Annotated in this window: 20 protein-coding genes; 10 read left to right on the top strand and 10 right to left on the bottom strand. The window is 63.7% G+C overall.

All coding sequences use genetic code 11. From position 1 onward, the window contains the following. Positions 1–218 precede the first annotated feature (218 nt). The 5 genes from ACMGF5_RS05690 to ACMGF5_RS05670 all read left to right on the top strand — a co-directional run bounded on the left by ACMGF5_RS05690 (position 219) and on the right by ACMGF5_RS05670 (position 5,084). Entirely contained in the window at positions 219–1,286 is a 1,068-nt protein-coding gene (locus ACMGF5_RS05690; RefSeq protein ID WP_046787849.1) for a DUF2333 family protein, read from the top strand. A gap of 2 nt (positions 1,287–1,288) precedes the next feature. Continuing rightward, positions 1,289–1,825 carry an NUDIX hydrolase gene (locus ACMGF5_RS05685; protein WP_046787850.1) on the top strand — a complete coding sequence of 179 codons (537 nt, stop codon included), beginning with the start codon at positions 1,289–1,291 and terminating at the stop codon, positions 1,823–1,825. Positions 1,826–2,041: 216 nt separating this feature from the next. Next, positions 2,042–2,413, top strand: a complete 372-nt coding sequence (locus tag ACMGF5_RS05680; RefSeq protein WP_012316399.1) for a translation initiation factor Sui1 — start codon at positions 2,042–2,044, stop codon at positions 2,411–2,413. Between the two features lie 149 nt (positions 2,414–2,562). Then, on the top strand, positions 2,563–4,476 hold the full coding sequence (gene speA, locus ACMGF5_RS05675) for an arginine decarboxylase (protein ID WP_012316398.1): 1,914 nt from the start codon (positions 2,563–2,565) through the stop codon (positions 4,474–4,476). A 152-nt stretch (positions 4,477–4,628) separates the two neighbouring features. Next, complete coding sequence (locus ACMGF5_RS05670; RefSeq protein WP_414157639.1) at positions 4,629–5,084, top strand: REP-associated tyrosine transposase; 456 nt, start codon at positions 4,629–4,631, stop codon at positions 5,082–5,084. A gap of 706 nt (positions 5,085–5,790) precedes the next feature. Here the strand turns inward: ACMGF5_RS05670 and ACMGF5_RS05665 are convergent. Beyond that, positions 5,791–7,128: an MATE family efflux transporter gene (locus ACMGF5_RS05665; RefSeq protein ID WP_414157638.1), complete on the bottom strand. Its 1,338-nt coding sequence runs from the start codon at positions 7,126–7,128 to the stop codon at positions 5,791–5,793. Between the two features lie 133 nt (positions 7,129–7,261). Between ACMGF5_RS05665 and ACMGF5_RS05660 the strand changes: the two genes are divergently transcribed. Next, on the top strand, positions 7,262–12,163 hold the full coding sequence (locus tag ACMGF5_RS05660; RefSeq protein WP_414157637.1) for an alpha-2-macroglobulin family protein: 4,902 nt from the start codon (positions 7,262–7,264) through the stop codon (positions 12,161–12,163). Positions 12,164–12,326: 163 nt separating this feature from the next. On the opposite strand, the gene ACMGF5_RS05655 is transcribed toward ACMGF5_RS05660, so the two are convergent. Then, a complete protein-coding gene (locus ACMGF5_RS05655; protein WP_046787853.1) occupies positions 12,327–12,620 on the bottom strand; it encodes a hypothetical protein in 294 nt (97 codons plus the stop codon). A 77-nt stretch (positions 12,621–12,697) separates the two neighbouring features. Between ACMGF5_RS05655 and pbpC the strand changes: the two genes are divergently transcribed. Both pbpC and ACMGF5_RS05645 read left to right on the top strand, forming a co-directional pair. Continuing rightward, positions 12,698–15,052: a peptidoglycan glycosyltransferase PbpC gene (gene pbpC, locus ACMGF5_RS05650; protein ID WP_404602312.1), complete on the top strand. Its 2,355-nt coding sequence runs from the start codon at positions 12,698–12,700 to the stop codon at positions 15,050–15,052. A gap of 92 nt (positions 15,053–15,144) precedes the next feature. Next, positions 15,145–16,803 (top strand): ShlB/FhaC/HecB family hemolysin secretion/activation protein, encoded by a 1,659-nt coding sequence (locus ACMGF5_RS05645; RefSeq protein WP_414157636.1) that lies wholly within the window; start codon positions 15,145–15,147, stop codon positions 16,801–16,803. A gap of 62 nt (positions 16,804–16,865) precedes the next feature. Here the strand turns inward: ACMGF5_RS05645 and ACMGF5_RS05640 are convergent, their stop codons facing one another. From ACMGF5_RS05640 to ACMGF5_RS05605, 8 genes are all read right to left on the bottom strand, one after another. Further along, the gene (locus ACMGF5_RS05640; RefSeq protein ID WP_217433399.1) at positions 16,866–17,648 is read right to left on the bottom strand and encodes a response regulator transcription factor; all 783 of its coding nucleotides are present in this window, start codon (positions 17,646–17,648) and stop codon (positions 16,866–16,868) included. 113 nt (positions 17,649–17,761) lie between these two features. Continuing rightward, positions 17,762–18,232 carry an A24 family peptidase gene (locus tag ACMGF5_RS05635; RefSeq protein ID WP_414157635.1) on the bottom strand — a complete coding sequence of 157 codons (471 nt, stop codon included), beginning with the start codon at positions 18,230–18,232 and terminating at the stop codon, positions 17,762–17,764. Positions 18,233–18,325: 93 nt separating this feature from the next. Then, positions 18,326–18,895, bottom strand: coding sequence for a DUF4136 domain-containing protein (locus ACMGF5_RS05630; protein WP_046787856.1), 570 nt, complete (start codon positions 18,893–18,895; stop codon positions 18,326–18,328). A 19-nt stretch (positions 18,896–18,914) separates the two neighbouring features. Next, positions 18,915–19,550 carry a DUF4136 domain-containing protein gene (locus ACMGF5_RS05625; protein WP_115273810.1) on the bottom strand — a complete coding sequence of 212 codons (636 nt, stop codon included), beginning with the start codon at positions 19,548–19,550 and terminating at the stop codon, positions 18,915–18,917. A 21-nt stretch (positions 19,551–19,571) separates the two neighbouring features. Continuing rightward, on the bottom strand, positions 19,572–20,321 hold the full coding sequence (locus ACMGF5_RS05620) for a methyltransferase domain-containing protein (RefSeq protein WP_012316386.1): 750 nt from the start codon (positions 20,319–20,321) through the stop codon (positions 19,572–19,574). Further along, a complete protein-coding gene (locus ACMGF5_RS05615) occupies positions 20,318–20,623 on the bottom strand; it encodes a MazG-like family protein (RefSeq protein ID WP_039602431.1) in 306 nt (101 codons plus the stop codon). Before ACMGF5_RS05615 ends, ACMGF5_RS05620 begins: the two co-directional genes overlap by 4 nt. An 84-nt stretch (positions 20,624–20,707) precedes the next feature. After that, on the bottom strand, positions 20,708–21,559 hold the full coding sequence (locus tag ACMGF5_RS05610; protein WP_414157634.1) for a MaoC family dehydratase: 852 nt from the start codon (positions 21,557–21,559) through the stop codon (positions 20,708–20,710). 2 nt (positions 21,560–21,561) lie between these two features. Next, entirely contained in the window at positions 21,562–22,920 is a 1,359-nt protein-coding gene (locus tag ACMGF5_RS05605) for a 3-oxoacyl-ACP reductase (RefSeq protein ID WP_414157633.1), read from the bottom strand. Between the two features lie 118 nt (positions 22,921–23,038). Here ACMGF5_RS05605 and ACMGF5_RS05600 point away from each other — a divergent pair, with 118 nt between their 5' ends. Together ACMGF5_RS05600 and ACMGF5_RS05595 are read left to right on the top strand one after the other, a co-directional pair. Next, complete coding sequence (locus tag ACMGF5_RS05600) at positions 23,039–24,316, top strand: acetyl-CoA C-acetyltransferase (RefSeq protein WP_125925040.1); 1,278 nt, start codon at positions 23,039–23,041, stop codon at positions 24,314–24,316. Positions 24,317–24,386: 70 nt separating this feature from the next. After that, on the top strand, positions 24,387–25,166 hold the full coding sequence (locus tag ACMGF5_RS05595; protein ID WP_414157632.1) for an AraC family transcriptional regulator: 780 nt from the start codon (positions 24,387–24,389) through the stop codon (positions 25,164–25,166). Positions 25,167–25,188: the final 22 nt, after the last annotated feature.

The following is a 25,188-nucleotide window of genomic DNA, read 5'->3' as shown; positions in this document are numbered from 1 at the left end:
AGGTGCGATGATGGCTCTATGCTAGCAGCTCTTTCCAGGCATGCGAGTGCGCGGGATCAACAAAGCGTTGATGACGAATATTCAGTTGCTGACCGATTGGTCGCTTATGCGTACGGTGGTGTCTGCTTTATAGTGCAGCAACGTGGGCTTGCCGTGGCACCCTGGCACTGGCCTGTGGTCAAAAGCCCTGAACCGTCGTGACTGATAAGGACAAAGCCATGCTGGACTGGAAAAACCGCGAGGCCAAGGCCGAGCCCCGTGAGCGTGTCGATGGCCGCGGTGCTGCCGCCCGTAGCTATGTGGGTGGCCTCTGGAGCCGAGCCCTGGGGACCCTGATCGGGTTGTACCTGCTGGTCTGCATCGGGCTGGGCTGGTACTGGAGCCAGGAACCGGAGCTGTTCCCGGTGCAGCAGAATGCCCAGGCAGCAGCCGAGCGCAACGGCCAGCAGATGGTGATTGGTTACACCACCATCGAAACGCTCAAGACTGTGGCCGAAACCCTGCTGAACAAGCCGGGCGGCTACATTTCCAACGATCGCTTCCCGCCGGGGCTGTGGATGGACAACATGCCGAGCTGGGAATACGGCGTGCTGGTCCAGGTGCGTGACCTGTCCCGCGCTTTGCGCAAAGACTTCGCCCGCTCGCAGTCGCAGTCCACCGAGGATGCGGACCTTGCCAAGGCCGAGCCGCGCTTCAACTTCGACAACAAGAGCTGGATCCTGCCATCGAGCGAATCGGAGTTCGAAGAGGGCATCAAATCGCTCGCCCGCTACCAGACCCGCCTGGCTGCAGGCGACAAGGGTGCGATCTTCTATACCCGTGCCGACAACCTGAACAACTGGCTGGGCGATGTCGCCACGCGCCTGGGTTCGCTGTCGCAGCGCCTGTCGGCAAGTGTTGGTCGGGTCAAGCTCAATACCACCCTGAAGACCGAATCGGTGGTTGCTGGCCAAGCGCCGCAGGTGGACGAGGAGGTGGTGGAAACGCCTTGGCTGCAGATCGACAACGTGTTCTACGAAGCCCGCGGCCAGGCCTGGGCGCTGTCGCACCTGCTGCGTGCCATCGAAGTGGACTTCGCTGACGTGCTGGCGAAGAAGAATGCCACCGTCAGCGTGCGCCAGATCATTCGTGAACTGGAGGCGTCGCAGGAAGCGTTGTGGAGCCCGATGGTGCTCAACGGCAGCGGCTTCGGCATGTGGGCCAACCACTCGCTGGTCATGGCCAACTATATTTCGCGGGCCAACGCGGCGGTCATCGACCTGCGTCAACTGTTGTCGCAGGGTTGAACATGGCTATAAGCCCCAACGAGGCCGCCCACCGGGCGGCTTCCGACCGCGAACTGGTCGCCTGGGTGGACGAAGCCGACCAGGTGCTTGGTGCGCTGCCCAGGGCGGAGCTTCGCGAGCGTGGTCTGATTGGCCGCTGTACCTTCATTCTGCTGTTCAATGGCGCCGGTGAGTTGTGCGTACACCGGCGCACCTTGAGCAAGGCGCTGTATCCGGGCTATTGGGATGTGGCCGCAGGCGGCATGGTGGCGGCGGGGGAGGCGTATGCCGACTCGGCGGCCCGTGAACTGGCCGAGGAGTTGGGCATCGAGGGCGCCGAGTTGCGTTTCCACGAACGGTTCTACTTCGACCAGCCCGACAACCGGTTATGGTGCGCGGTGTATTCGGCAGTGTCGGACGCGCCGCTGCGGTTGCAGCCTGAAGAGGTGAGCGAGGCGAGGTTCATCAGCCTCGCCCAGGCTGAGGCAGAAAGCCTCAGCAAGCCCTACTGTCCGGACTCGTTGGCGGCGCTGCAGCGGTACAAGGTCAGTCTGGGCTAAGGCTGGGGCCGCTTTGCGGTCCCAGGTCCCATGAGTCGCAAATCTTTCGCAAAATGGCGCATTCCGGTACTTAGCAATCACCTGATTTATCGTTACACTGCGCGCCCTTTTCGGGCTGTTGCAGGATCTTGCGGCAGTAGCGCCGCCCCTGCCAGAGTGGGGCTTCGCGGTCGGCTCCTGCCGACCAGTTTTTGTCCTCAGCACAGAGGAACAAAAGTGGCCAAGAAAGCTTCTTCCTTTTCCGCCCTTGGCGGTCTCGTGTTTTCCACCGACGCCGGTCGGCACTGCCCCGACTGTAGCCAGCCGGTGGATGCCTGCATCTGCAAGCAGCAAACCATCCCCGAAGGCGACGGCATCGCCCGTGTTCGCCGTGAGAGCAAAGGCCGTGGCGGCAAGACCGTGACCACTGTCACCGGCGTGCCGCTGCCGCCAGACCAGCTCAAGGAGCTGGCCACCACCCTCAAGCGCCGCTGCGGTACCGGCGGTGCCCTGAAGGACGGGGTTATCGAGATCCAGGGCGACCATGTCGAGCTGTTGATCGGCGAGCTGACCAAACAGGGTTTCAAGGCGAAAAAGTCCGGGGGCTGAGGCCATCACGCGATTTTTTGCCCAGCGCTTTCTAAACTCGTTCCCGTGACCAGGGTCTATTGCTGGGCACGGATGAATCGTCATTTCCAGCTTTTACACTGCGCCCGCCACCATGTGGGGCAGTGTTTTCGACTTTATAGGGGACTTGAATGTCCGTACGACGCACACGCAAAGACGATGGTAGCCAATGGACCGTGGCCGACAGCCGCAGTGTTTATGGTATCCGCCATTGGGGCGCTGGTTATTTCGCCATCAATGAAGCCGGGCGCGTCGAAGTGCGCCCCAACGGCCCTCAGAGCGCGCCGATCGACTTGTTCGAGCAGGTCGATGAGCTGCGCCAGAGCGGCTTGTCGCTGCCGCTGCTGGTACGCTTCCCCGACATTCTGCAGGACCGCGTGCGCCAGTTGACTGGTGCCTTCGACGCCAACATCGCGCGCCTTGAGTACCAGAGCCAGTACACCGCGCTGTATCCGATCAAGGTCAACCAGCAGGAAGCGGTGGTAGAGAACATCATCGCCACGCAGAACGTTTCCATCGGCCTGGAGGCAGGTTCCAAGCCTGAACTGCTGGCGGTGCTGGCGCTGGCGCCGAAGGGCGGCACCATCGTCTGCAACGGCTACAAGGACCGCGAGTTCATCCGCCTGGCGCTGATGGGCCAGAAGCTCGGCCACAATGTGTTCATCGTCATCGAGAAAGAGTCCGAAGTGGCGCTGGTGATCGAAGAGGCCGCCGAGCTCAAGGTCAAGCCGCAGGTTGGGCTGCGCGTTCGCCTGTCGTCGCTGGCTTCGAGCAAGTGGGCAGACACCGGTGGCGAGAAGTCCAAGTTCGGCCTGTCGGCTGCCCAGTTGATTTCGGTCGTGCAGCGCTTCCGCGATGCCGGGCTGGACCAGGGCATCCGCCTGCTGCACTTCCACATGGGTTCGCAGATCGCCAACCTGGCCGACTACCAGCATGGCTTCAAGGAAGCCATCCGCTACTACGGCGAGCTGCGTGCCCTGGGCCTGCCGGTCGACCATATCGACGTGGGCGGTGGCCTGGGTGTGGACTACGACGGCACCCACTCGCGCAACGCCAGTTCGATCAACTACGACATGGACGACTATGCCGGCGTGGTGGTGGGCATGCTCAAGGAGTTCTGCGACGCGCAGGGCTTGCCGCATCCGCACATTTTCTCTGAGAGTGGCCGTTCGCTGACTGCGCACCACGCCATGCTGGTGATCCAGGTGACCGACGTCGAGAAACACAACGACGACGTGCCGACCATCGAAAACAAGGAAAGCCTGCCCGAGACCGTGCAGTGGCTGGCCGACCTGCTCGGCCCGACCGACATCGAGATGGTCACCGAGACCTACTGGCGCGCCACGCACTACATGGGAGACGTGGCAGCGCAATATGCCGATGGCAAGATCAGCCTGGCCGAAAAGGCCCTGGCCGAGCAGTGCTACTTCGCCGTGTGCCGTCGCCTGCACAACTCGCTCAAGGCCCGCCAGCGCTCGCACCGCCAGGTGCTGGACGAACTGAACGACAAGCTGGCCGACAAGTACATCTGCAACTTCTCGGTGTTCCAGAGCCTGCCGGACACCTGGGCCATCGGCCAGGTGCTGCCGATCATCCCGTTGCACCGCCTGGACGAAGAGCCGCTGCGCCGTGCAGTGCTGCAGGACCTGACCTGCGACTCCGACGGCAAGATCAACCAGTACGTCGACGAGCAGAGCATCGAGACCAGCATGCCGGTGCACTCGCTCAAGGACGGTGAGGACTACCTGCTGGGCGTGTTCCTGGTCGGTGCCTACCAGGAAATTCTCGGTGACATGCACAACCTGTTCGGTGATACCGACTCGGTGAACATTTACCAGAACGCCGATGGCAGCGTGTTCCACGCCGGTATCGAGACCCACGACACCATCGAAGACATGTTGCGCTATGTGCACCTGTCGCCGGAGGAGTTGATGACCCACTACCGCGACAAGGTGGCCAGCGCCAAGATCAGCGCCCGAGAGCGTACCCAGTTCCTCGATGCACTGCGCCTGGGGCTGACCCGGTCTTCCTACCTGTCGTCGTGATTGTCACGGCCGCTCCTGCTACCCCCGTAGGAGCGGCCTTGCGTCGCGAATGAGGGCGCAGCCCTCACCGGTGTCACATCAGGAAAAGGAACAAACGTACCCAGCTGCATGGGGCTGACTACCGTTGAACGCAATGTTCAAGGGATACCGACATGGACCGTCAAGGCAATCACCGTTTGCGCAAAGGCCGCCACTCGGAGCAGGGGAGGCTGTATCTATTAACAACGGTTACCCGCAATCGCGCTCCAATCTTCAAGAATCTTCCTTTCGCCCGAGCCACCATTCAACAGTTGCGGCTAAGCGATCAGGAAGCGTGCTGTCGAACGCTGGCGTGGGTCTTGATGCCAGATCATCTGCACTGGCTGATCGAGCTAGGCCACGGAACGCTTGGCGAATTGATGTGCGCATTCAAATCTCGAAGCAGTTGCGCGCTTTATCGAGCCGGAGCTGATAGGCGCCGTATCTGGCAACCTGGCTTCCATGACCGAGCGTTACGGCGTGAGCAGGACATCAGGGCCGTTGCTCGATACATCATCGCCAACCCAATCCGTGCCGGACTGGTACAGCGTGCTGGCGAGTATTCTCACTGGGATTGTGTATGGCTGTGAGTGTGCAGGTGAGGGCTGCGCCCTCATTTCGCGACACAAGGCCGCTCCTACAGCGGTCGCCCGTAGAGCGGCCTTGCGTCGCGAAAGGGCTGCAAGGCAGCCCCAGCATCAGTGAATCCACAGTCCTTTTCGTTGCAGGCGCCAACCCACCCATCCCAACGTCAGCGCCCGCAACGCCATGAACCCGAGAAACGCAAACCACAAGCCGTGGTTGCCAAACCCACTCCAATCCGTGCCGGACTGGTACAGCGTGCTGGCGAGTATTCTCACTGGGATTGTGTGTGGCTGTGAGTATGCAGATGAGGGCTGCGCCCTCATTTCGCGACACAAGGCCGCTCCTACAGCGGTACCGCGTCGCCTGTAGGAGCGGCCTTGCGTCGCGAAAGGGCTGCAAGGCAGCCCCAGCATCAGTGAATCCACAGTCTTTTTCGTTGCAGGCGCCAACCCACCCATCCCAACGTCAGCGCCCGCAACGCCATGAACCCGAGAAACGCAAACCACAACCCGTGGTTGCCAAACCCACTCCAATCCGTGCCGGACTGGTACAGCGTGCTGGCGAGTATTCTCACTGGGATTGTGTGTGGCTGTGAGTATGCAGATGAGGGCTGCGCCCTCATTTCGCGACACAAGGCCGCTCCTACAGCGGTACCGCGTCGCCTGTAGGAGCGGCCTTGCGTCGCGAAAGGGCTGCAAGGCAGCCCCAGCATCAGTGAATCCACAGTCCTTTTCGTTGCAGGCGCCAGCCCACCCATCCCAACGTCACCGCCCGCAACGCCATGAACCCGAGAAACGCCAACCACAAACCGTGGTTGCCAAAGCCACTCATGGCCCACGCCAGCGGCAATGCAACCAGCACCGAAACCAGCATTGCATTGCGCATCTCCCGCGCCCGCGTGGCACCGATGAACAGGCCGTCCAGCAAGTAACTCCACACCGCTACCAATGGCAGTACCGCCAGGTACGGCAGGTACGGATAGGCGGCCGCGCGTACACTCTCGATATCGGTCTGCAGGTCGATGAACAAATGCCCGGCCAGCAGGAACAGCCCGGCAAAACCCAGACTGGTAATCAATGACCATCCACAGGCCACCACCAGCGAGCGGCGCAGGGTGTCGCGATCGCGGGCGCCGATGGCATGGCCGCACAGGGCTTCCACGGCATGCGCCAGGCCGTCGAGGGCGTAGGCGGTGAGCAGCAGGCCGTTGAGCAGCAGTGCATTGGCCGCCACCGTGGCCTCGCCCAGTCGCGCGCCTTGCACGGTGATCAGCAGGAACACCAGCTGCAAGGCCAGGCTGCGCAGGAAGATATCGCGGTTGACCGATAGCAACGGCCGCCAGGCTTGCCAGCGCCTGAGTGCCGCCCAGGCGATATGCCCGGGGTAGGCGCGCAGGGCAGGGCGGGTCAGGGCCAGGCCAAGCAGTGCCGCCGCCCACTCGGCGATCACCGACGCCCGCGCCGACCCCAGCACACCCCAATCCAGGCCAAGAACGAACCATAGGTTGAGGCCGATGTTCAGCAGGTTGGTGGTCAGCAATATGGCAAGCGGTGCTCGGGCGTTCTGGGTGCCGAGGAACCAGCCGACCAGCGCGTAGCTGGCCAGCGCCGCCGGCAGGCCGAGCAGGCGGGTATGGAAGAAGGCCTCGGTCGATTGCTGCAACGCTTGGCTCGGTTGCATCGCGTGCAGCGCCAGTTGGCTCAAGGGCAGGGCGAGCAGGCCGATGAGCAGGGCAAAGCCCACCGCCAGCAGCAGGCCTTGCACCAGGACCTGGCGCAGCGCAGCACCGTCGGCACGCCCCGCGGCCTGGGCAGCGAAGCCGGTGGAGCCCATGCGCAGGAAGCCCATCAGGCCGACCATGAAGGTGAACAGCGTGGCGCCCACCGCCACTGCGCCAAGCTGATGGGCGTGGGGCAGGTGACCGATGACCGTGCTGTCTACCAGGGCCACCAAGGGCACCGAGATGTTGGACAGAATCATCGGTGCGGCCAGGGCCCAGACTTTGCGGTGGGTGAGGCGGTGCTGCCAGTCGGTGGCAATTTGCGACATTTGAGTTCCTGGGAAAACAGGGCCGCATAGCGGCCCTTCTGGATCGATAGGCCGCATTCTAACGGCCAGCCACCTGCCGTTGCGCTATAGTTGCTGCCTTCACGCATACGCTGCCGATTAGAGTCCCCACTCCATGTTCAACAAAGGATTGTTGCTGGCCTGCGCGCTGGCCCTGCTCAGTGCCTGTGATTCCTCCACGCCAGACAAACCTGCCGCCACCGAAAAACCGGCGGCAAGCACCCCGGCCGAATCTGCTGCGCCCAAGCGCCAGGACCCTGCCGAACTCGCCAAACGCTACGAAGGCCGTGAGCTCAGCGTACTGGATGTCTCGGAAGTGCAGCTCGACGGCGCCAGTGCCCTCTCGGTCAGTTTTTCCGCACCGCTGGACGCCAAGCAGAACTTCGCTGCCAAGCTGCATCTGGTCGATACCGTCAAAGGCAAGGTCGACGGTGCCTGGGAGCTTGCCGACAACCAGATGGAACTGCGCCTGCGTCACCTCGAGCCGCAGCGCAAGCTTGTGTTGACCGTCGACAAGGGCCTGCTGGCTGTCAACGGCAAGCAGCTGGAAAGCGAGTCGGTGACCCGTCTGGAAACCCGCGACATGCAGCCAACCATCGGCTTCGCCAGCCGTGGCTCGCTCCTGCCTACGCGGCTGGCCGAGGGCCTGCCGGTGATTGCCCTGAACGTCGACAAGGTCGATGTCGAGTTTTTCCGGGTCAAGCCGGACATGCTCTCGACCTTCCTGGTCAACTGGGGCCGCAACAGCAGCCTCTACTACTACCAGTCCAAGGAAACCCTGGCCCTGGCCGACCTGGTCTACAGCGGCCGGTTCGACCTCAACCCGGCGCGCAATACCCGTGAGACCGTGCTGCTGCCGATCGCCGGGATCAAGCCGCTGCAGGAGCCGGGCGTATACCTGGCAGTGATGCGCGCGTCAGGAACCTACGATTATTCGCAGCCGGCGACGCTGTTCACCCTCAGCGATATCGGCGTCTCGGCCCACCGCTATCGCGACCGTCTTGACGTGTTTGCCCAGGCCCTGGAGGGCGGCAAGGCGCTCAACCAGGTAAACCTCGAACTGCATGACGACAAGGGCAAGCTGCTGGCCCAGGCCAAGACCGATGGCCAAGGCCATGCCCAGCTGCCGCTCACGGCCAAGGCCGATACCCTGATCGCGACCCAGGGTGTGCATACCACACTGTTACGCCTGAACACTGCAGCGCTGGACCTGGCCGAATTCGACATCACCGGCCCGCAGGCAAACCCGCTGCAGTTCTTCATCTTTGGCCCGCGCGACCTGTATCGCCCGGGTGAGACGGTGCTGCTCAACGGCCTGTTGCGCGACCAGGATGGCAAGCCGGTAAAGGCCCAGCCGGTCAGTGTGGAGGTACGCCGCCCGGATGAGCAGGTCAGCCGCAAGTTTGTCTGGGAGGCCGATGCCAACGGCCTTTATCAGTACCAGTTGCAACTGGCTACAGAAGCGCCGACCGGTCGTTGGCAACTGCTGCTCGACCTTGGCGGGGGGCGCAAGCAGGTCTATGAGTTCCTCGTCGAAGACTTCCTTCCTGAACGCCTGGCGCTTGAACTGAAGGGCAGCAGCACACCGCTCTCGCCCGAAGAAACGGCGCAGGTCCAGGTCCATGGCCGGTACCTCTACGGTGCGCCGGCGGCGGGCAATCGCCTGAGCGGCCAGGCGTACGTGCGCCCCTTGCGCGAAGCGGTACCTGCTTTGCCGGGTTATCAGTTTGGTTCGGTCACCGAAACCGAGCTGAACCAAGACCTGGAGCTGGATGAAGTGACCCTCGATCAGGCTGGCAAGGCCGTGGTCGATATCGAAAGCCGCTGGGCCGAAGCGCGCTCGCCGCTGCAGTTGACCGTGCAGGCCAGCTTGCAGGAGTCCGGTGGCCGACCGATCACCCGTCGTCTCGAACAACCGATCTGGCCCGCCGACCGCCTGCCTGGCCTGCGTGGCGTGTTCGAGGGCGAGGAAACCGACAGCGACGGCCCGGTGGAATTCGAGTTCCTGGTGGCCGACCGAGACGGCAACAAGCTCGCTGCCAGCGACCTCAAGGTACGGCTGATCCGAGAGCGCCGCGATTACTACTGGAACTACTCGCAAAGCGACGGCTGGAGCTACAACTACAACGAAAAATTCCTCACTCAGAGTGAGCAAAGCGTCAATGTAAAAGCGGGCTCTACTGCCAAGCTGACCTTCCAGGTCGAGTGGGGACCTTACCGCGTCGAGGTGGAAGACCCACAGACTGGCCTGGTGTCCAGCGAACGCTTCTGGGCGGGGTATCGCGCCCAGGACAATGCCGAAGGCGGCGCAGTGCGCCCCGACCAGGTCAAGCTGGCGCTGGACCAGCCGGCTTACGCTGATGGCGCTACTGCCAAGGTCACGGTAACCCCGCCAGCTGCCGGCAATGGCTACCTGATGATCGAATCCAGCGATGGCCCGCTGTGGTGGCAGGAGATCGACGTCCCCGCCGAAGGCAAGACCTTCGAGGTGCAGCTGGACAAGCAGTGGGCTCGCCACGACCTTTACATCAGTGCCCTGGTGATCCGCCCGGGTGAGCGCAAGGCCAATGCCACGCCCAAGCGTGCCGTCGGTGTGCTACACCTGCCGCTGGGCCGCGCCGAGCGCAAGCTGGCGGTCAGCCTGCAGGCACCGGAAAAAATGCGCCCCAAGCAACCCCTGACGGTCAGGATCAAGGCCACCAATGCCGATGGCAGTATTCCTAAACAGGCCCATGTGCTGTTGTCTGCTGTGGATGTGGGCATCCTCAACATCACCGACTTCAAGACCCCTGACCCATACGCCAGCCTGTTCGGCCGCAAGGCCTATGGCGCCGACCAGCTGGACATCTATGGCCAACTGATCGAAGCCGGTCAGGGGCGCCTGGCCAGCCTGGCCTTCGGCGGTGACGCAGCCATGGCCAAGGGTGGCAAGCGCCCCAACACCACGGTCACCATCGTTGCCCGGCAGAGTGTGCCGGTGACCCTGAACGAGCAGGGCGAGGGCGAGGCGAGCGTCGATATTCCCGACTTCAATGGCGAACTGCGGCTGATGGCCCAGGCCTGGACCGAGGACCACTTCGGCATGGCCGAGGGCAAGACCGTGGTGGCGGCCCCGCTGATTGCCGAACTCTCGGCGCCGCGCTTCCTTGCCGGTGGCGACCGCACCAGCCTGGCGCTGGACCTGGCCAACCTTTCCGGCCTGGCCCAGCAGCTGACTGTCGATATCAGCACCGAGGGGCAGGTGAGCCTGGCAATGAGCGCCCAGCAGCGTGTTGCCCTGGCCGAGGGCCAGCACACCACCCTGATGATCCCGGTGCAGGCGCAGGGTGGCTTGGGCCAGGGCAAGGTGCATGTACGGGTCAATGGCCTGCAGTTGCCGGGCGAGCCGCTGAACACCTTCGAGCGTGAATGGACGCTGGGCGTACGCCCCGCGTACCCGGCCGTGCTCAAGCATTACCGCGTGGCTCTCAAGGACCAGCCCTGGACGCTGCCTGAAGCCGACCTGGCAGCATTCGAACCGGCCGGGCTGGAAGCCAGCCTGGCGTTGTCGAGCCGCCCGCCACTGAACCTGGCCGAGCAGATCCGTGCCCTCGAAGCCTACCCCTACGGTTGCCTGGAACAGACCACCAGCGGCCTGTACCCCTCGCTGTACGCCGATGCGCAGAGCCTCAAGCGCCTGGGGATCAAAGGCGAGCCGGCCGAGGTGCGCAAGCGCAAGATCGAAATGGGCATCGAACACCTGCTGGGGATGCAGCGCTACAACGGCAGTTTCGGGCTGTGGAGTTCGGACAGCGAGGAGGAGTACTGGCTGACCGCCTATGTCACCGACTTCCTGCTCAGGGCCCGTGACCAAGGCTATGGTGTGCCGGCCGAGGCGCTGAAGAAAGCCAATGAACGCCTGCTGCGCTACTTGCAGGAGCGTAACCTGATCGAGGTCGACTACAGCGAGAACGCCGCACACACCCGCTTTGCCGTGCAGGCCTACGCTGCGCTGGTACTTTCGCGCAGCCAGCAGGCTCCGCTGGGGGCCTTGCGCAGCCTGTTCGAACGGCGCGCCGATGCGCGCTCCGGCCTGCCGCTGGTACAACTGGCGGTGGCGCTGGACAAGATGGGCGACAAGCCGCGTTCGCAGGAGGCATTGCAAGCAGGCCTGGGTATCAGCCGCAGCAAAGGCTGGATGGCCGATTACGGCAGCAGCCTGCGTGACCAGGCATTGATCCTGGCGTTGCTGCAGGAGAGTGATCTGGCCAGCAACCAGGTCGATCAGCGGTTGTTCGCGCTGTCTGATGAGCTGGCCGCCAACCGTTGGCTGTCGACGCAGGAGCGTAATGCGCTGTACCTGGCCGGGCGTGGCTTGCTCGATAAGCCTGAGAGCCCGTGGAAGGCGCGCCTGGACAGTGCCGGTGAGGTGCGGGAGTTCAGCAATGGCGACGCTGGCATGAAGCTCGAAGGCCCACTGTTGGCCTCGCCGCTGAGTGTGCAGAACGAAGGTAGTGAAACTGTCTACCAGCAACTGACCCTCTCGGGCTATCCACGTCAGGCGCCTGCCGCAGGCGGCAACGGCATGGAGATCCGCCGTGAATACCTGGGCATGAACGGCCAGGTACTGGACCTGCACAACGTGCGCAGCGGCGACCTGGTGCTGGTGCATCTGGCGCTCAAGGCCACGGACCGGGTTCCGGATGCGCTGGTGGTCGACCTGTTGCCGGCGGGCCTGGAGCTGGAGAACCAGAACCTGGCGCAGAGCGCTGCCAGCCTGAACAATGCCAGCAGCGCAGTGAAGCAGTGGCGTGAGTCGATGCAAAACGCCAGCGTGGTGCATCAGGAATACCGTGATGACCGGTATGTGGCGGCGCTCAAGCTCGACGGCTATGGCACCACTCACCTGTTGTATCTGGCGCGAGCGGTGACCCCGGGCACCTACCGTATACCGCCGCCGCAAGTGGAGTCGATGTACCGGCCGAACCTGCAGGCGGTGGGCGATGGGCAGGGTGAGATGACGGTTAAATCAAGGTAGGGCATGCTGCTCTTTTGTAGGAGCGGCCTTGCGTCGCGAAAGGGCCTCATAGAGGCCCCAGACCAGCAACTGTGGTGAACAAGAAGTATCGTGTGTGCCGTTTTTGCGGCCGCTGCGCGCCCGATCGCGACGCAAGGCCGCTCCTACAATTGACGGTGCACGCTCAATGAATCACCCAGCTCATCACCCACAACCCCAGCACCAGCCAGATGATCCCGAGGATGATCGAGGCGCGCATGAAGGCGCGGATTGCCGAGTACAGCAGCAGCAGGCCGACGATCAGGGCAAGGATGCTGACCAGTGAGGTGTCCATGCCCAGTGTGCGCGCAAGGCCATCAATGAAGTTGCCCCCGGCGTTGGCCAGCAGGTTGAACAGGCCGCCCAAGGCGTCGACGATGAAGCGGATCAACGAACCCAGTGCCTGGCCAAGCCACTCGAAAAAACCTTCTACATGCATAGTTGCTTCCTGATGTACGAATCGGCGAGGTTGCCGTCCCCAAGCCTTTGGCCATCACCTGGCCCGGTCGGTTCCCGATGCCTAGCTTAGCGCGACCGCGCACCCGAGCGGCAAGGATCCTGCGCGCCAGCGTGATGGCGCTGGTGGGCATCGCCGGCCTGTTGTGGCTGGCTGACCGTATCTGGCCATTGCCCATGCCGGCAGATGATCTGGCGCGGGTCGTGCTGGCCGAAGACGGCACGCCCTTGTGGCGCTTCGCCGATGCCGAGGGCGTGTGGCGCTACCCGGTCAGCCCCAAAGAGGTTTCGCCTTTGTACCTGCAGGCGCTGCTGACCTATGAGGACCGCTGGTTCTACCACCACCCAGGGGTCAACCCGCTGGCGCTGGTGCGCGCGGCATGGCTGAACGTGCGCGGCGGGCGGGTTGTTTCAGGTGGCAGCACGCTGTCGATGCAGGTTGCGCGTTTACTCGACCCGCACGAACGCACGCTGGCAGGCAAGCTGCGGCAACTGTGGCGTACGGCGCAGCTGGAATGGCACCTGTCCAAGCACGAGATTCTGCAGATCTACCTCAATCGCGCACCCTTCGGTGGCACCTTGCAGGGCGTGGCGGCGGCCAGTTGGGCCTACCTCGGCAAATCGCCGATGCACCTCACGCCTGCCGAAGCGGCGCTGCTGGCAGTGCTGCCCCAGGCACCCAGCCGGTTGCGCCCGGACCGTCACCCCGCACGCGCCCAGCGTGCGCGGGACAAGGTGCTGCAGCGCCTGGACGAGTATCAGGTGTGGCCTGCCTGGCAGATCAAGGAAGCTGCCGAAGAGCCGTTATTGCTGGCCCCACGTAAGGAGCCAGCCTTGGCACCGCTGCTGGCGCGCCGCCTGAACACTCCCGGCAGCCCGCCGTTGATCCGCACCACGCTCGATGCCTCGTTGCAGCGGCGCCTCGAGGATCTGCTGCTGGGCTGGCGTGCCCGCTTGCCGGAACGTACCTCCGCGGCCGTGCTGGTGGTGGATGCGCAGAGCATGGCCGTGCGTGCCTACCTGGGTTCGATCGACCTTGCCGATGAGCGCCGTTTCGGCCACGTCGACATGGTCCACTCGCTGCGTTCACCGGGCTCGACCCTCAAGCCGTTTCTCTATGGCATGGCCCTGGACGACGGCCTGATCCATTCCGAATCGCTGCTGCAGGATGTACCGCGCCGCTATGGCGATTACCGGCCTGGCAACTTCTCGATGGGTTTCAGCGGCCCGGTCTCGGCCAGTTCGGCGCTGGCCTTGTCGCTCAACCTGCCGGCGGTGCAGTTGCTCGAAGCGTATGGGCCCAAGCGCTTTGCTGCGCAACTGCGCATGGCCGGCATGCCGCTGGCGCTGCCGCCATTGGCCGAGCCTAATCTGTCGTTGATCCTCGGTGGCGCAGGCAGCCGCCTGGAGGAGCTGGTGGGTGGTTATGCGGCATTGGCCCGTGGCGGTAACAGTGCACGGGTGCGTCTGCAACCGCAGGATCCGCTGCTGGAGCGGCGTCTGCTGTCACCGGGGGCGGCGTGGATCATCCGCCGTATTCTCAGCGGCCAGGCGCGGCCGGACCGTGACCCGCACGCGCAGTTGGTGCAACGCCCGCATTTGGCCTGGAAAACGGGTACCAGCTATGGCTTTCGTGATGCCTGGTCGATCGGCGTCGGGCCGCGTTATCTGATTGGCGTGTGGATTGGCCGGCCCGACGGCACCCCAGTGCCCGGCCAGTTCGGCCTGGCTTCGGCGGCGCCGCTGATGCTGCAGATTCACGACCTGCTGACCAACCGTGACAGCCAGCGGGGCCTTGGCGTGCCGGTCGAACAGGTGCCCGCCAGCATTGGCGTGGCCGCGATCTGCTGGCCGCTGGGCCAGCCCATGAACCGGCAAGACCCCAACTGCAGGCGCCAGCGCTTTGCCTGGACACTCGACGGCACCACCCCGCCGACCCTGCAGGCAGCCGATCAACCGCTTGGGCTGGGTTTGCGTGAGCAGGTCTGGGTCAACGCGCAGGGGCTGCGGGTGGATGGCTCGTGCCCAGGTGCCCACGCGCGCGATGTCGCCCTTTGGCCGGCCCCGCTCGAGCCTTGGTTGGCGCGGGTCGAGCGGCGTGCGGCGCGGCTACCGGCGGTGGACCCAAGCTGCCCGCCGCAGGTACCTGCCACGGCACCGCCCCTGTCTATCGTCGGTGTACGCCCAGGCGACAACCTGCGCCGCCCGGCCACCAGCAGCGAGCCGTTGCAACTGCAGGTTTCGGCCCTGGGTGGGGGTGGGCGGCGCTGGTGGTTCCTCAACGGCCAGCCCCTTGGCCAGACCGAGGGCCAGGGCAGCATGCGGGTGCGCTTTGAGCAGGCCGGGCAGATCGAGCTCAGCGCACTCGATGAGAGCGGTGAAACCGCGCGGGTGGCGTTCCAGGTCAGCGATTAGCCGTTCGACGTTTGCCGGGGCAGCACCTACGCTTGCTGGTGATGGGTGTGGCCGGCCGACGCCCCGGCGCCCAAGGGATCGTGGAGCGTCCTATGCGTCTTGCGGTCGTGCCCCTGTTACTGCTGACCTGGGCCAGCCTGGCCCTTGCCGAGCCGTTGCCGGCTTTTCTCGATACCCATGAATACGAGCGCCGCCTGCCCACCGCCAACCTGCCGGTAGATACCTATCGCCCCGTTACCCCGGCGCTGCATGTCGTGTTACCTGCTGCACCCGAGAGCTTGCCGTCAGATGCCCGATTCGTACTGCACAAGGTGCGCTTCGAGGGCGGTACGGTTTACCCGCTGAGTGAATTGCGTGAGCACTATCAAGCATTGATTGGGCACGAGATCTCCTTGGGTGATCTGCAGCAATTCACTGAGCGACTGACCCAGCGTTACCAGCATGATGGATACCCCCTGTCGTATGCCTACCTGCCACCTCAGGACTTTGCCGATGGCCGTGTGCATGTGGTGCTGGTGGAAGGGTACATCCAGGGCTATGAACTGCTGGGTGATATCGGCCCGCCCGCGCTCTACCTCAAGCAGGTGACAGGACGCCTGCTGGCCGAGCGGCCACTGACCCAGGAAACGCTCGAGCGCTATGTCGGCGCGGTGCAGCGGCTACCGGGTATCAATGTGAAGGCTGAAGTGGCGGTGGGGCCCGCCCCTGAAGACGCGAACCGTCTGAAAATACGTGCGTGGCGCAGGCCAGTTGATGCTGGCGTGACCCTGAGTGACGGCAGCCGCGGGGACCTGCAGGCGCTGTTCAAAATCTCCAGCAATGGCCAGACACGCTTTGCCGAGCAACTGACTGCGAGCTTTCTGCTGCCGGCCGGTGACGAACACGTTGATTACCAGCGCCTGGATTACAGCCAGCCTCTGGACGCTCACGGCAACCAATTGCTGCTAGGCGCTGCACGGTACCGCAGTGAGCCGCGTACTCGTGTCCGGCTGGATGGCGGTGCCGACATCAATCAGCGCCTTGAGAGCGAGCGTTATTCTATTGGCCTCGGCCAGCCCCTGATGATTGCACCGAACGAATGGGTGAACGTGGCCGGGCGTTTTTATTCGGTCGGCGAGCACATTGAGTATCGGGCGGGCGGCTTACCCGAGTACGACACCTATGTTCGCGCGCTGTCATTCGAAGGCGACTGGCGCAAGGCAGATCCCGGTCGCCTGCGCATCGCCAGCGCTGGGGTCTATCAGGGTATGGACTACCTGGGGGCGCGTAGCGATGCGGACTACGACATGGACTTTCTGCGCTTTCGGATCGCCGGGCTGCAGAGCGACCAACTGTCTGAAAAGTGGCAGGGCGTCGTGTCGGCCGCAGTGCACTGGAGTGACTACAGGCTGCCCGACAGTGAGCGAGCGGTGTTTGGCGGGCAGCGTTTCGGCCGCGGCTACCCGAGCGACCAGGCCTCAGGTGACAAGGGCTGGGGTGTGGCTTACGAGCTCAACTACAGCATTATGGCTGGCCGTGCCTGGTTGCAACGGGTGCAGCCCTATGCGGTGCTCGATGCGGCGCACGCCTGGTACAACGGCGGGCCTTTCGAGGATGCGCACCTTAGTTCGGTAGCGCTGGGCGTGCGCCTGGCAGGCGGGCGATATGGCAATGTGGCGCTGGAGGTGGCCAAGCCGCTGGCGGATGTGGCACTGGACAGCCTGAACCGCCGGCCTCGGCTGATGCTGAGCGTCAGCTATCAGCTGGATTGAGCGTCGGGTCTTCAGGCCCTATCGGCGGCTGCCGGTGACAGGGCCTGTGAAGACCGTTTCACTCAATGGGTGGTGAACCGCTGGTGCACCGGCGACGAACTGGGTGTCAACGCAAGCGCCAGTTGCGTGCGGTTGTGCATATGGGTCAGTCGCAACACCTGCGAAACGTACAGTTTCACGGTGTTTTCGGTGATCCCGAGCTCGCAGGCAATCTGGTAGTTGGTCTTGCCTTTGCTCACCAGCCGGGCCACTTCCAGCTGGCGTGGTGAGAGCTTCTCGAACGCGGCAGGCAGATCGCTCTCGCCCTCTTCGACATCGCTGGCGCGGCGGTGGACGCCCTGGCCCCGCGCTTTCTCCAGGTCCTGGTAAAGCTCATCGATGCAGCCCGCCAGGTCTTGCAACCGTTTGTTGAGACTGCCCAGGTTCTGGAAGTTGGATTTGCGCTCCAGCAAAACCTGCTCCTGGCGACGCACGCCTTCCAGCAGTTCGTCGAGGTCAACGGGTTTTTGGTAGTAATCAGCGAAGCCTTCGCGCAGCGCACGAATCACGTCCTGCTTGTCGGCCCGGCCAGTGAGCATGATCGCTTCGAACACGCGCTGGCGCCCGGCAATTTCCTTCAACGCCCTCACCAGTTCAATGCCATCGCGCTCGGGCATGTGCAGGTCGCACAGCACCAGGCCAATGGATTCATCTGCCACATAGCGCTCGATGGCTTCGTCTGTTGAATGCGCGGCCACGCAATGGTGGCCCTGATTTTCGAGATACTCACACAACTGTTCGACGATCAGGGGCTGGTCATCGACCACCAGAACCTTCACCTCGCTGAATGACTTGTTCACGATCAACTCCCTGTTCCTAAGCGGCCCTGCTCCCGGGCCAGACGCTCTGGCAGCTTAACCATAGACGCTGCTTGCGAACCTGTACAACGCATGTACAAGTTATCGGACAACGGGACTGATTATTGGATCCATACCGCTGTGAGCAGAAAGCCGGCCAGCACATAAGGCACGAAGGCTTGTTTGTCGCCCATTTGTTCGGTGAGCGCCTGCAGCCGCTTCTTTACCTTGGGGTTGAACAGGGTCCACAGGCGGCGGCGAGTCAGCAGCCACAGCAAGAGGCTTACGCCGGCACCGATAAAGGTCCCCAGCACATACTGATGACTGGTCGCCAACGCCAGGGCGCCCATCAGCTTGACGTCGTCAGCGCCGAAGTGGCCGAGCATGTAGCCGGGCAAGGTCAATAGCATGACGATGGCCAATGCCCAGCCGGCATCGCTGGCGTCGGCGCCAATCCAGGTGTGGCCGGTGAAGAACAGCCAGATCAGCGCACAGGCTGCTACGCCCAAGGTCAGGACATCGGCGATCTGGCGTTCGCGAATATCCTGTTCAGTGCACAAGGCAAGCCACATCAGCAGAACAATGCTTTGCATTGGCAGGTCGATCCTTATTCGTTGAACACGTCTACCCGTTCAGCAGGTTTATCAACAGGGTAGACGCGATCTGACGAACGGGCTATGCCATGCTCATTTGGCCCTGCCTGGCGGGTAATTGCCCAGTACCTGGCCAACGGTCTTCTGGATGGCGCTGTTGCGTTCCTCAGGGCTGGGCGGGTAGTTGTTCATGATCTGCTCTGCACTGCCGCGCCAGACCAGCTTGCCGTCGCGGCCATCGAACATGTCGACCTGGATGGTCGCTACCTTGTAATCGACGCTACGGGTTTCGTTGTACATCGGCCCGCCCCAATAGCCACCCCAATAACCACCCCAGCCACCACCGTAGTTGGTGGTGATCTGCTGCTGGCGTTGTTCGACGATCAGGTAGGCACGCACAGTGACATCAGGTTGGGCATTGCCTTGTGCCGGGCGCAGGCCGCGCTGGTCGAGCTGGTCGGCGACGGCCTGGCGGATCCGCTGTTCGGTGAGGTCGCTCTTGATACGCGGGTCATCCGGGCGGTAGTGCAGGGCCGGCTCTTGCCATGCCCAGCTGCGGTACGCGGCAAAGTCTCGGCTGGCGTCGAAATCCTGCTGGACGTTGTTGCTGGAGCAGGCGGCAAGCAACAGCACGAATGACAGTAGAACGAAGCGACGCAACATGATGGTTCTCCGTTAGGCATTAACTGGGAGGATAGCCGCTGAGTGCCTTGTGTACCGATTCGCGCAATGCGCTTTCGCGGTCACGCGGCGAGCTTTTGTCACTGCCGCTTTCAGCGCTCGCGCTCCACACCGGCTGGCCGTTGCGGGCGTCGAACAGGTCGATGCGCACCACCATCACTTCAACTTCGTAAGTGCGTACGATCGGCACGCTGCCATAGGCGCCGTAACCGTTGCGGTAACCGCCGAAACCGACACCGCCGTAGGGGGACGGGCCGTAGTAGGGGTCGTAGTAGTCATAGTCGCGTACCTGGCGCAAACGCCGCTCCAGGCGCATGTCGGCACTGACCAGCAAGTCGCCGGTCGCGCCCCTGGCCGGGCGCAGTCCATGCTGGTCGAGGGCGCCACTGACGGCATCGGCCAGTTGCCCCGGGGCGGCGTCAGCAGTGCCGCTTGGCAACTGGCCGTCGCGCCAGCTCCAACTGCGGTAACGGCCATAGTCACGCGGTGGGGCCGGGTAGGCACTGGCGTCGAAGGTGCTGGCCGCCTGCGCGGGGGCCGGCGGCAAGGGGCGGCTGCTGGCAACGTACGGGTTGCTGCCCTGACAGGCGCTGAGGGCAAGCGGGAGCAAGGCCAGGCACAGCAGGCGGTACGGCATGAAATCCTCCCGGCGGGTGGTTCAGCGAGGGCGGCACATCCAGTGCAGGTAGCGGCCAAGCCCGGCAAAGCTCGGGTGGCGGCGGTGGGCCAGTTCCATTTCCAGCAGGTCGAGCATCTCGGCCTTGGCCTGGAATTCCCTGGGCATGTAGTCGTGGAAAACTCGCACGCCACTCTCGGTTTCGACCTGCCACAGAGGATCAAGTTGCACCTTGAGCTCACGTGGATCAAGCGGTTTCTGCGGGGTGAGGCTCTGTTTTTCACCTTCCAGGCGGTTGCTGCGCAACTTGCGGAAATGGCCTTTGAGCAGGTTGCGATAAACCAGCGCATCCCGGTTGTAGAAGGCCAGGGACAACCACCCGCCAGGTGCGGTCAGTTGGTGCAGCACTGGCAGGATGCTCTCTGGCTCGGCCAGCCATTCGAGCACGGCGTGGCACAGCACCAGATCGTAGGGCTCGGTGAGCTGACCGAGCAGGTCCTGCCATGGCGCCTGGATGAACGTGGCGGTCTGGCCGGCATCGGCAAAGCGCGTGCGGGCACCTTCGAGCATGGGTGCGGCCGGTTCGGCGAGGGTCAGTTGGTGACCGCGCTCGGCCAGCCACAAAGCCATGTGGCCGAGCCCGGCACCGATGTCGAGCACCCGCAGCGGGCGGTCGGGGAGGGCGTCGGCCAGGTCGGCCTGCAGCACGGCCAGGCGGATCGCGCCTTTGGCGCCGCCGTAGATCTTCTCGGCGAAGCGAGTGGCCAGTTCGTCGAAGTGACGGTCGTTCATCGGGCGAAGCGCCTTTCGCTGTCGGCCAGCTTGGCCCGGACCACCTGCTCCATGTCCAGGCCCAGTTCGCTGCACAGCAACAGCAGGTAGAGAATGACGTCACCTACCTCTTGGCCGGCGTGGGCGAGCTTGTCCGCAGGCAGTTGGCGCGATTCGTCTTCGCTGAGCCATTGGAAGATTTCCACCAGCTCGGCCATTTCCACGCTGGCGGCCATGGCCAGGTTCTTCGGGCTGTGGAAGCCGCGCCAGTCGTTGTTGTCACGGATCTGGTGCAGGCGTTGAGTGAGTTCTTGCAGGTTCATTGCGGTTCTCCTAGTGCCGCATAGCTTCCGTGCAGCCCCAATGCAAAGCAAGAGGATTCAAGGGGCCAAAGCAGCCTGCGGCCTTCAGAGCGAACCCCAGCGCCCGACCATGTGCGGCAGCTCACCGTGCCCATCCAGGCGCAGCTCACCGGCAGGGCCGGCGGCGCTGGCACTCAATACCACCTCCGAGGGCAACCGCACTGGCTTGCGGAAATCCACTTCGAAGGCATACCCGCTGCCTGGCAGGTGCCCACGCAGCGCTGCCAGCGCCATGGCCTTGCTCCACATGCCATGGGCGATCGCCTTGGGGAAGCCAAACAACCGGGCACTTGTGGCGCTCAGATGAATCGGGTTGTAGTCGCCACAGACTTTGGCGTAGCGCCGGCCAATATCGCTGTCGGCGTACCAGCGGGTCGTTTCAGGCAAAGGCTGCGGTTCGCTTTCCTCGCTTTCTTCGGGCTGCCCTTCAAGTTTCAAGCCGCGCACCAGCATGCGGCTGGTTTCGCGCCACAAAAGGCCAAGGCCATCTTCGGCTTCGGTGATCAGGTCGAATGTGCCGCCTTTGGCATGTGGCTGCAGGTTGTCGGCAAACACCGCAAAGTGCAGCCCGTCGATACCACCCAGGGGGCGCAGCACCTCGATGCGGTTGTGCAGGTGTACCAGGCCCAGCAGCGGGAAAGGGAAGCCGTGGGCGGTCAGCAACTGCAACTGCAGGTTAAACGCCATGATATGGGGGTAGGTGCCCGGCAAGCGGCCGTCATCGGTGAAGTGGCACAGATTGCGGTACGCCGCGAGATTGCCGGGCTGCATAGGGATGAAGCAGCGCAGGCCATCGGCTGGCAGGGCGTGGCCGCTGATCTTGCGTTTGCTGGCCGCGCGCAGATAAAGGCTTGCGCGTGAGTCGGGGCTGTTCAGGTCATGCCAGTGCCGGTTCATGCTCAAGCTCCCATCAATGCCTGGCCACAGACCCGCAGCGCTTGGCCATTCACCGCGCCGGAACCGGGCTGGCTGAGCCAGGCGATGGCCTCGGCGACATCCTGCGGGCGCCCGCCCTGGCCCAGCGAGCTCAGGCGCCGCCCGGCTTCACGCAGGCCCATGGGCATGGCGGCGGTCATGTGCGTCTCGATAAAACCGGGAGCCACGGCATTGATGCTGCCACCTTGGCCGGCGAGCTTGGGTGCCCAGGCCTGGGCAAAACCGATCAGCCCGGCCTTGCTTGCGGCATAGTTGGCCTGGCCGCGGTTGCCGGCGATGCCGCTGACCGAGGCCAGCAGAGTGATGCGTGCATCTGCGCCCAGGGCGCCGCCTTCATACAGCGCCTGGGTCAGTACCTGGGGTGCTTTGAGGTTGACCGCCATGACGGCGTCCCAGTAATCGGGGGTCATGTTGGCGAGGGTCTTGTCCCGGGTGATGCCGGCGTTGTGCACGACGATATCGATGCCATCAGGCAAGGCCTGGAGCAGTTGCGCGGCTGCGTCACTGGCACAGATGTCCAGCCCCAGCCCCAGCGCCTTGCCGCCCAGGCGGGCAGCGAGGGCATCGAGATCTTGCTGGGCCTGCGGCACGTCCAGCAGCATCACCTCGGCACCATCACGTGCCAAGGTTTCGGCAATGGCGGCGCCTATCCCGCGTGCAGCGCCAGTGACCAATGCTCGGCGCCCGGCGAGCGGCCGCGTCCAGTCTTCGACCTGGCTGGCACAGGCCTGCAAACGCAGCACCTGGCCGGAAATGAATGCGCTCTTGGGTGACAGGAAGAAGCGCAAGGCGCCTTCGAGCTGGCCATCGGCAGCTTCATCCACGTACAACAGCTGCGCCGTCGCACCGTTACGCAATTCCTTGGCCAGCGAGCGGCTGAAACCCTCCAGAGCACGCTGGGCGACGCTGGCCAGCGGGTCGTCGATGCCTTCCGGTGCGCGCCCGAGTATGACCACATGGGCGCAGGGTGCCAGGCTGCGCAGCAACGGCTGGAAGAATTCGCGCAACTGCTTCAGCTCATCGCTGTCGGACAGATGACTGGCATCGAACACCACGGCCTTGAGCTTGGGCCCCAGGCCAGCCACCCAGGCGGGAGCCTGCAGGCTTACACCATTGAAGCTGTAGCATTCGTCGGTCAGGCGTGGAGCGATGGCTTCGACCTGATTTGCCAGAGGCCCACCGCCGATGACCAGTGCGCCCTCCACCGGGCGCAGGCGCCCGGCCTGCCAGCGTTCCAGCGGTACCGGGCGTTGCAGCCCGAGGGCATCGACGAAGCGGCGGCCGAGGTTGGAGTTGGCAAAGCCGAGATAGCGGTCGCTCATGTGCGGGTCTCCCTGAAGGCAAGCATTGAAGTGTGGACCAACTTTGTGAAGAGGTCGTTCGAATGCGGCAAAAACACCTAGGCTGTTCGGATCGAATTGTTTCAGGAGGAATTTACGCATGCGTTCACTTCGCCGGGTCGCGATTCTGGGCGGCAACCGAATCCCTTTCGCCCGCTCCAACGGTGCCTACGCCACTGTCAGCAACCAGGCGATGCTCACGGTCACGCTGGAGGGCCTGACAGAACGCTACCGCCTGCACGGTTTGCGCCTGGGTGAAGTAGTGGCCGGTGCGGTGCTCAAGCATTCGCGCGACATGAGCCTGACCCGCGAATGCGTGCTCGGTTCGCGGCTGTCGCCGCAGACACCGGCCTACGATATTCAGCAGGCGTGCGGTACCGGGCTGGAGGCTGCCCTGCTGGTGGCCAACAAGATTGCCCTCGGGCAGATCGACAGCGGTATCGCCGGTGGCGTCGACACCACATCCGATGCCCCGATCGGGGTCAATGAGGGGTTGCGGCGCATCTTGCTGCAGGCCAACCGCGGCAGGACTCTGGGCGAGCGTTTGAAGCCCTTCCTACAGTTGCGCCCGGGCCATCTCAAGCCCGAGCTGCCACGCAATGGCGAGCCGCGTACCGGGTTGTCGATGGGCGAACACTGCGAGCGCATGGCCCAGGCCTGGCAGATCGGTCGCGCCGAGCAGGATGAGCTGGCTCTGCTTAGCCATCAGCATCTGGCAGCGGCCTACGCCGAGGGTTGGCAGGATGACCTGCTGACACCGTTTCTGGGCCTTACGCGCGACAACAACCTGCGGCCGGACTTGACCCTTGCGCAGTTGAGCAAGCTCAAGCCCGCGTTCGACCGCAGTGGCTTGGGCACACTCACAGCAGGCAATTCCACACCGCTGACCGATGGTGCGTCGCTGGTGCTGCTGGGCACAGAGGAGTGGGCGCAGGCACAGGGCCTGCCGGTGCTGGCCTATCTGGTCGATGGCGAGACTGCTGCGGTGGACTTCGTCAAGGGCCAGGAAGGGCTGCTGATGGCGCCGGCCTATGCGGTGCCGCGGCTTCTGGCGCGCAATGGCCTTACCCTGCAAGACTTCGATTACTACGAGATCCATGAGGCATTTGCTGCCCAGGTGCTGTGCACGCTCAAGGCCTGGGAGAGTGCCGAGTTCTGCCGCGAGCGGCTGGGGCTGGATGCCCCCCTGGGTGCGATCGATCGGAGCAAGCTCAACGTCAAAGGCAGCTCATTGGCGGCAGGGCACCCGTTTGCGGCGACCGGGGGGCGGATCCTGGCAAACCTCGCCAAACTGCTGGCGACGGCAGGGAAGGGGCGAGGCTTGATTTCGATCTGCGCGGCGGGCGGGCAAGGGGTGACAGTGATCGTCGAGCGGTAACTGCCTGAAGGGCTGCAGGGTCGCGATGGCGGGTGTTAGGCTTGTCTGGTCAGAACTACAAGAACTCACCATGCCGATTATAGGACACCCCCGCGCCATCCCTGCCCTGGTCCATTTGCCCAGGCCGCTCTATGCCCGTGCTGAAAGCTTGGGGGCCGGCTCCTGGACCACCCGCCACAGCCACGACTGGGTGCAGTTTTCCTATGCGATCAGCGGCGTGCTGGGTGTCTACACGCGTGATGGCAGCTATTTCGCGCCGCCGCAGTGGGGCGTGTGGATCCCTGCCGACGCCGAACATGAAGTGGTGACGTCCGGGCGGGCGGAAATGCGCAGCCTGTACATTCGCCGCGACGCTTGCCCGTGGGCTTCGGCGCAGTGCCGGGTATTGGAAGTGACCCCGCTGGCGCGTGAGTTGATAAAGCAGTTTTGCGTGTTCCCGCCGCACTATCCTGAAGGCGACAGCGTGGAAGGCCGCTTGGTCTCGGTGCTGCTCGACCAGCTTCGTACGTTGCCTGAAGTGGGGTTTTCCCTGCCACTGCCACGGCATACAGGCTTGCTGGCGCTGTGCAACAGCCTGATAGCCGCGCCGGATCACGTGCAGACCCTGCAGCAGTGGGCCCGCCAACTGCAGTGCTCGGAGAAGACCCTCATGCGCCTTTTTCAGCGAGAGACGGGGTTGAGTTTTCGCAACTGGCGTCAACGCATGCGGCTATTGTCGTCGCTGGCGCTGCTGGAGACGGGGGCGAGCGTGACCGAAGCGGCGCTGGGCTGTGGCTATGACTCGACGTCGGCCTATATCGCCGCCTTCAAGCAATTGTTTGGCTCGACACCTGGTGAGTTGACGTTGTAACAGGGGTACCGGCCTCTTCCCG

This window comes from Pseudomonas sp. BNK-15 (assembly GCF_047456105.1).
Lineage (GTDB): Bacteria > Pseudomonadota > Gammaproteobacteria > Pseudomonadales > Pseudomonadaceae > Aquipseudomonas > Aquipseudomonas putida_E.
Note: the sequence above shows the minus strand (reverse complement) of the source record. Positions and strands in the feature narration are given on the sequence as shown.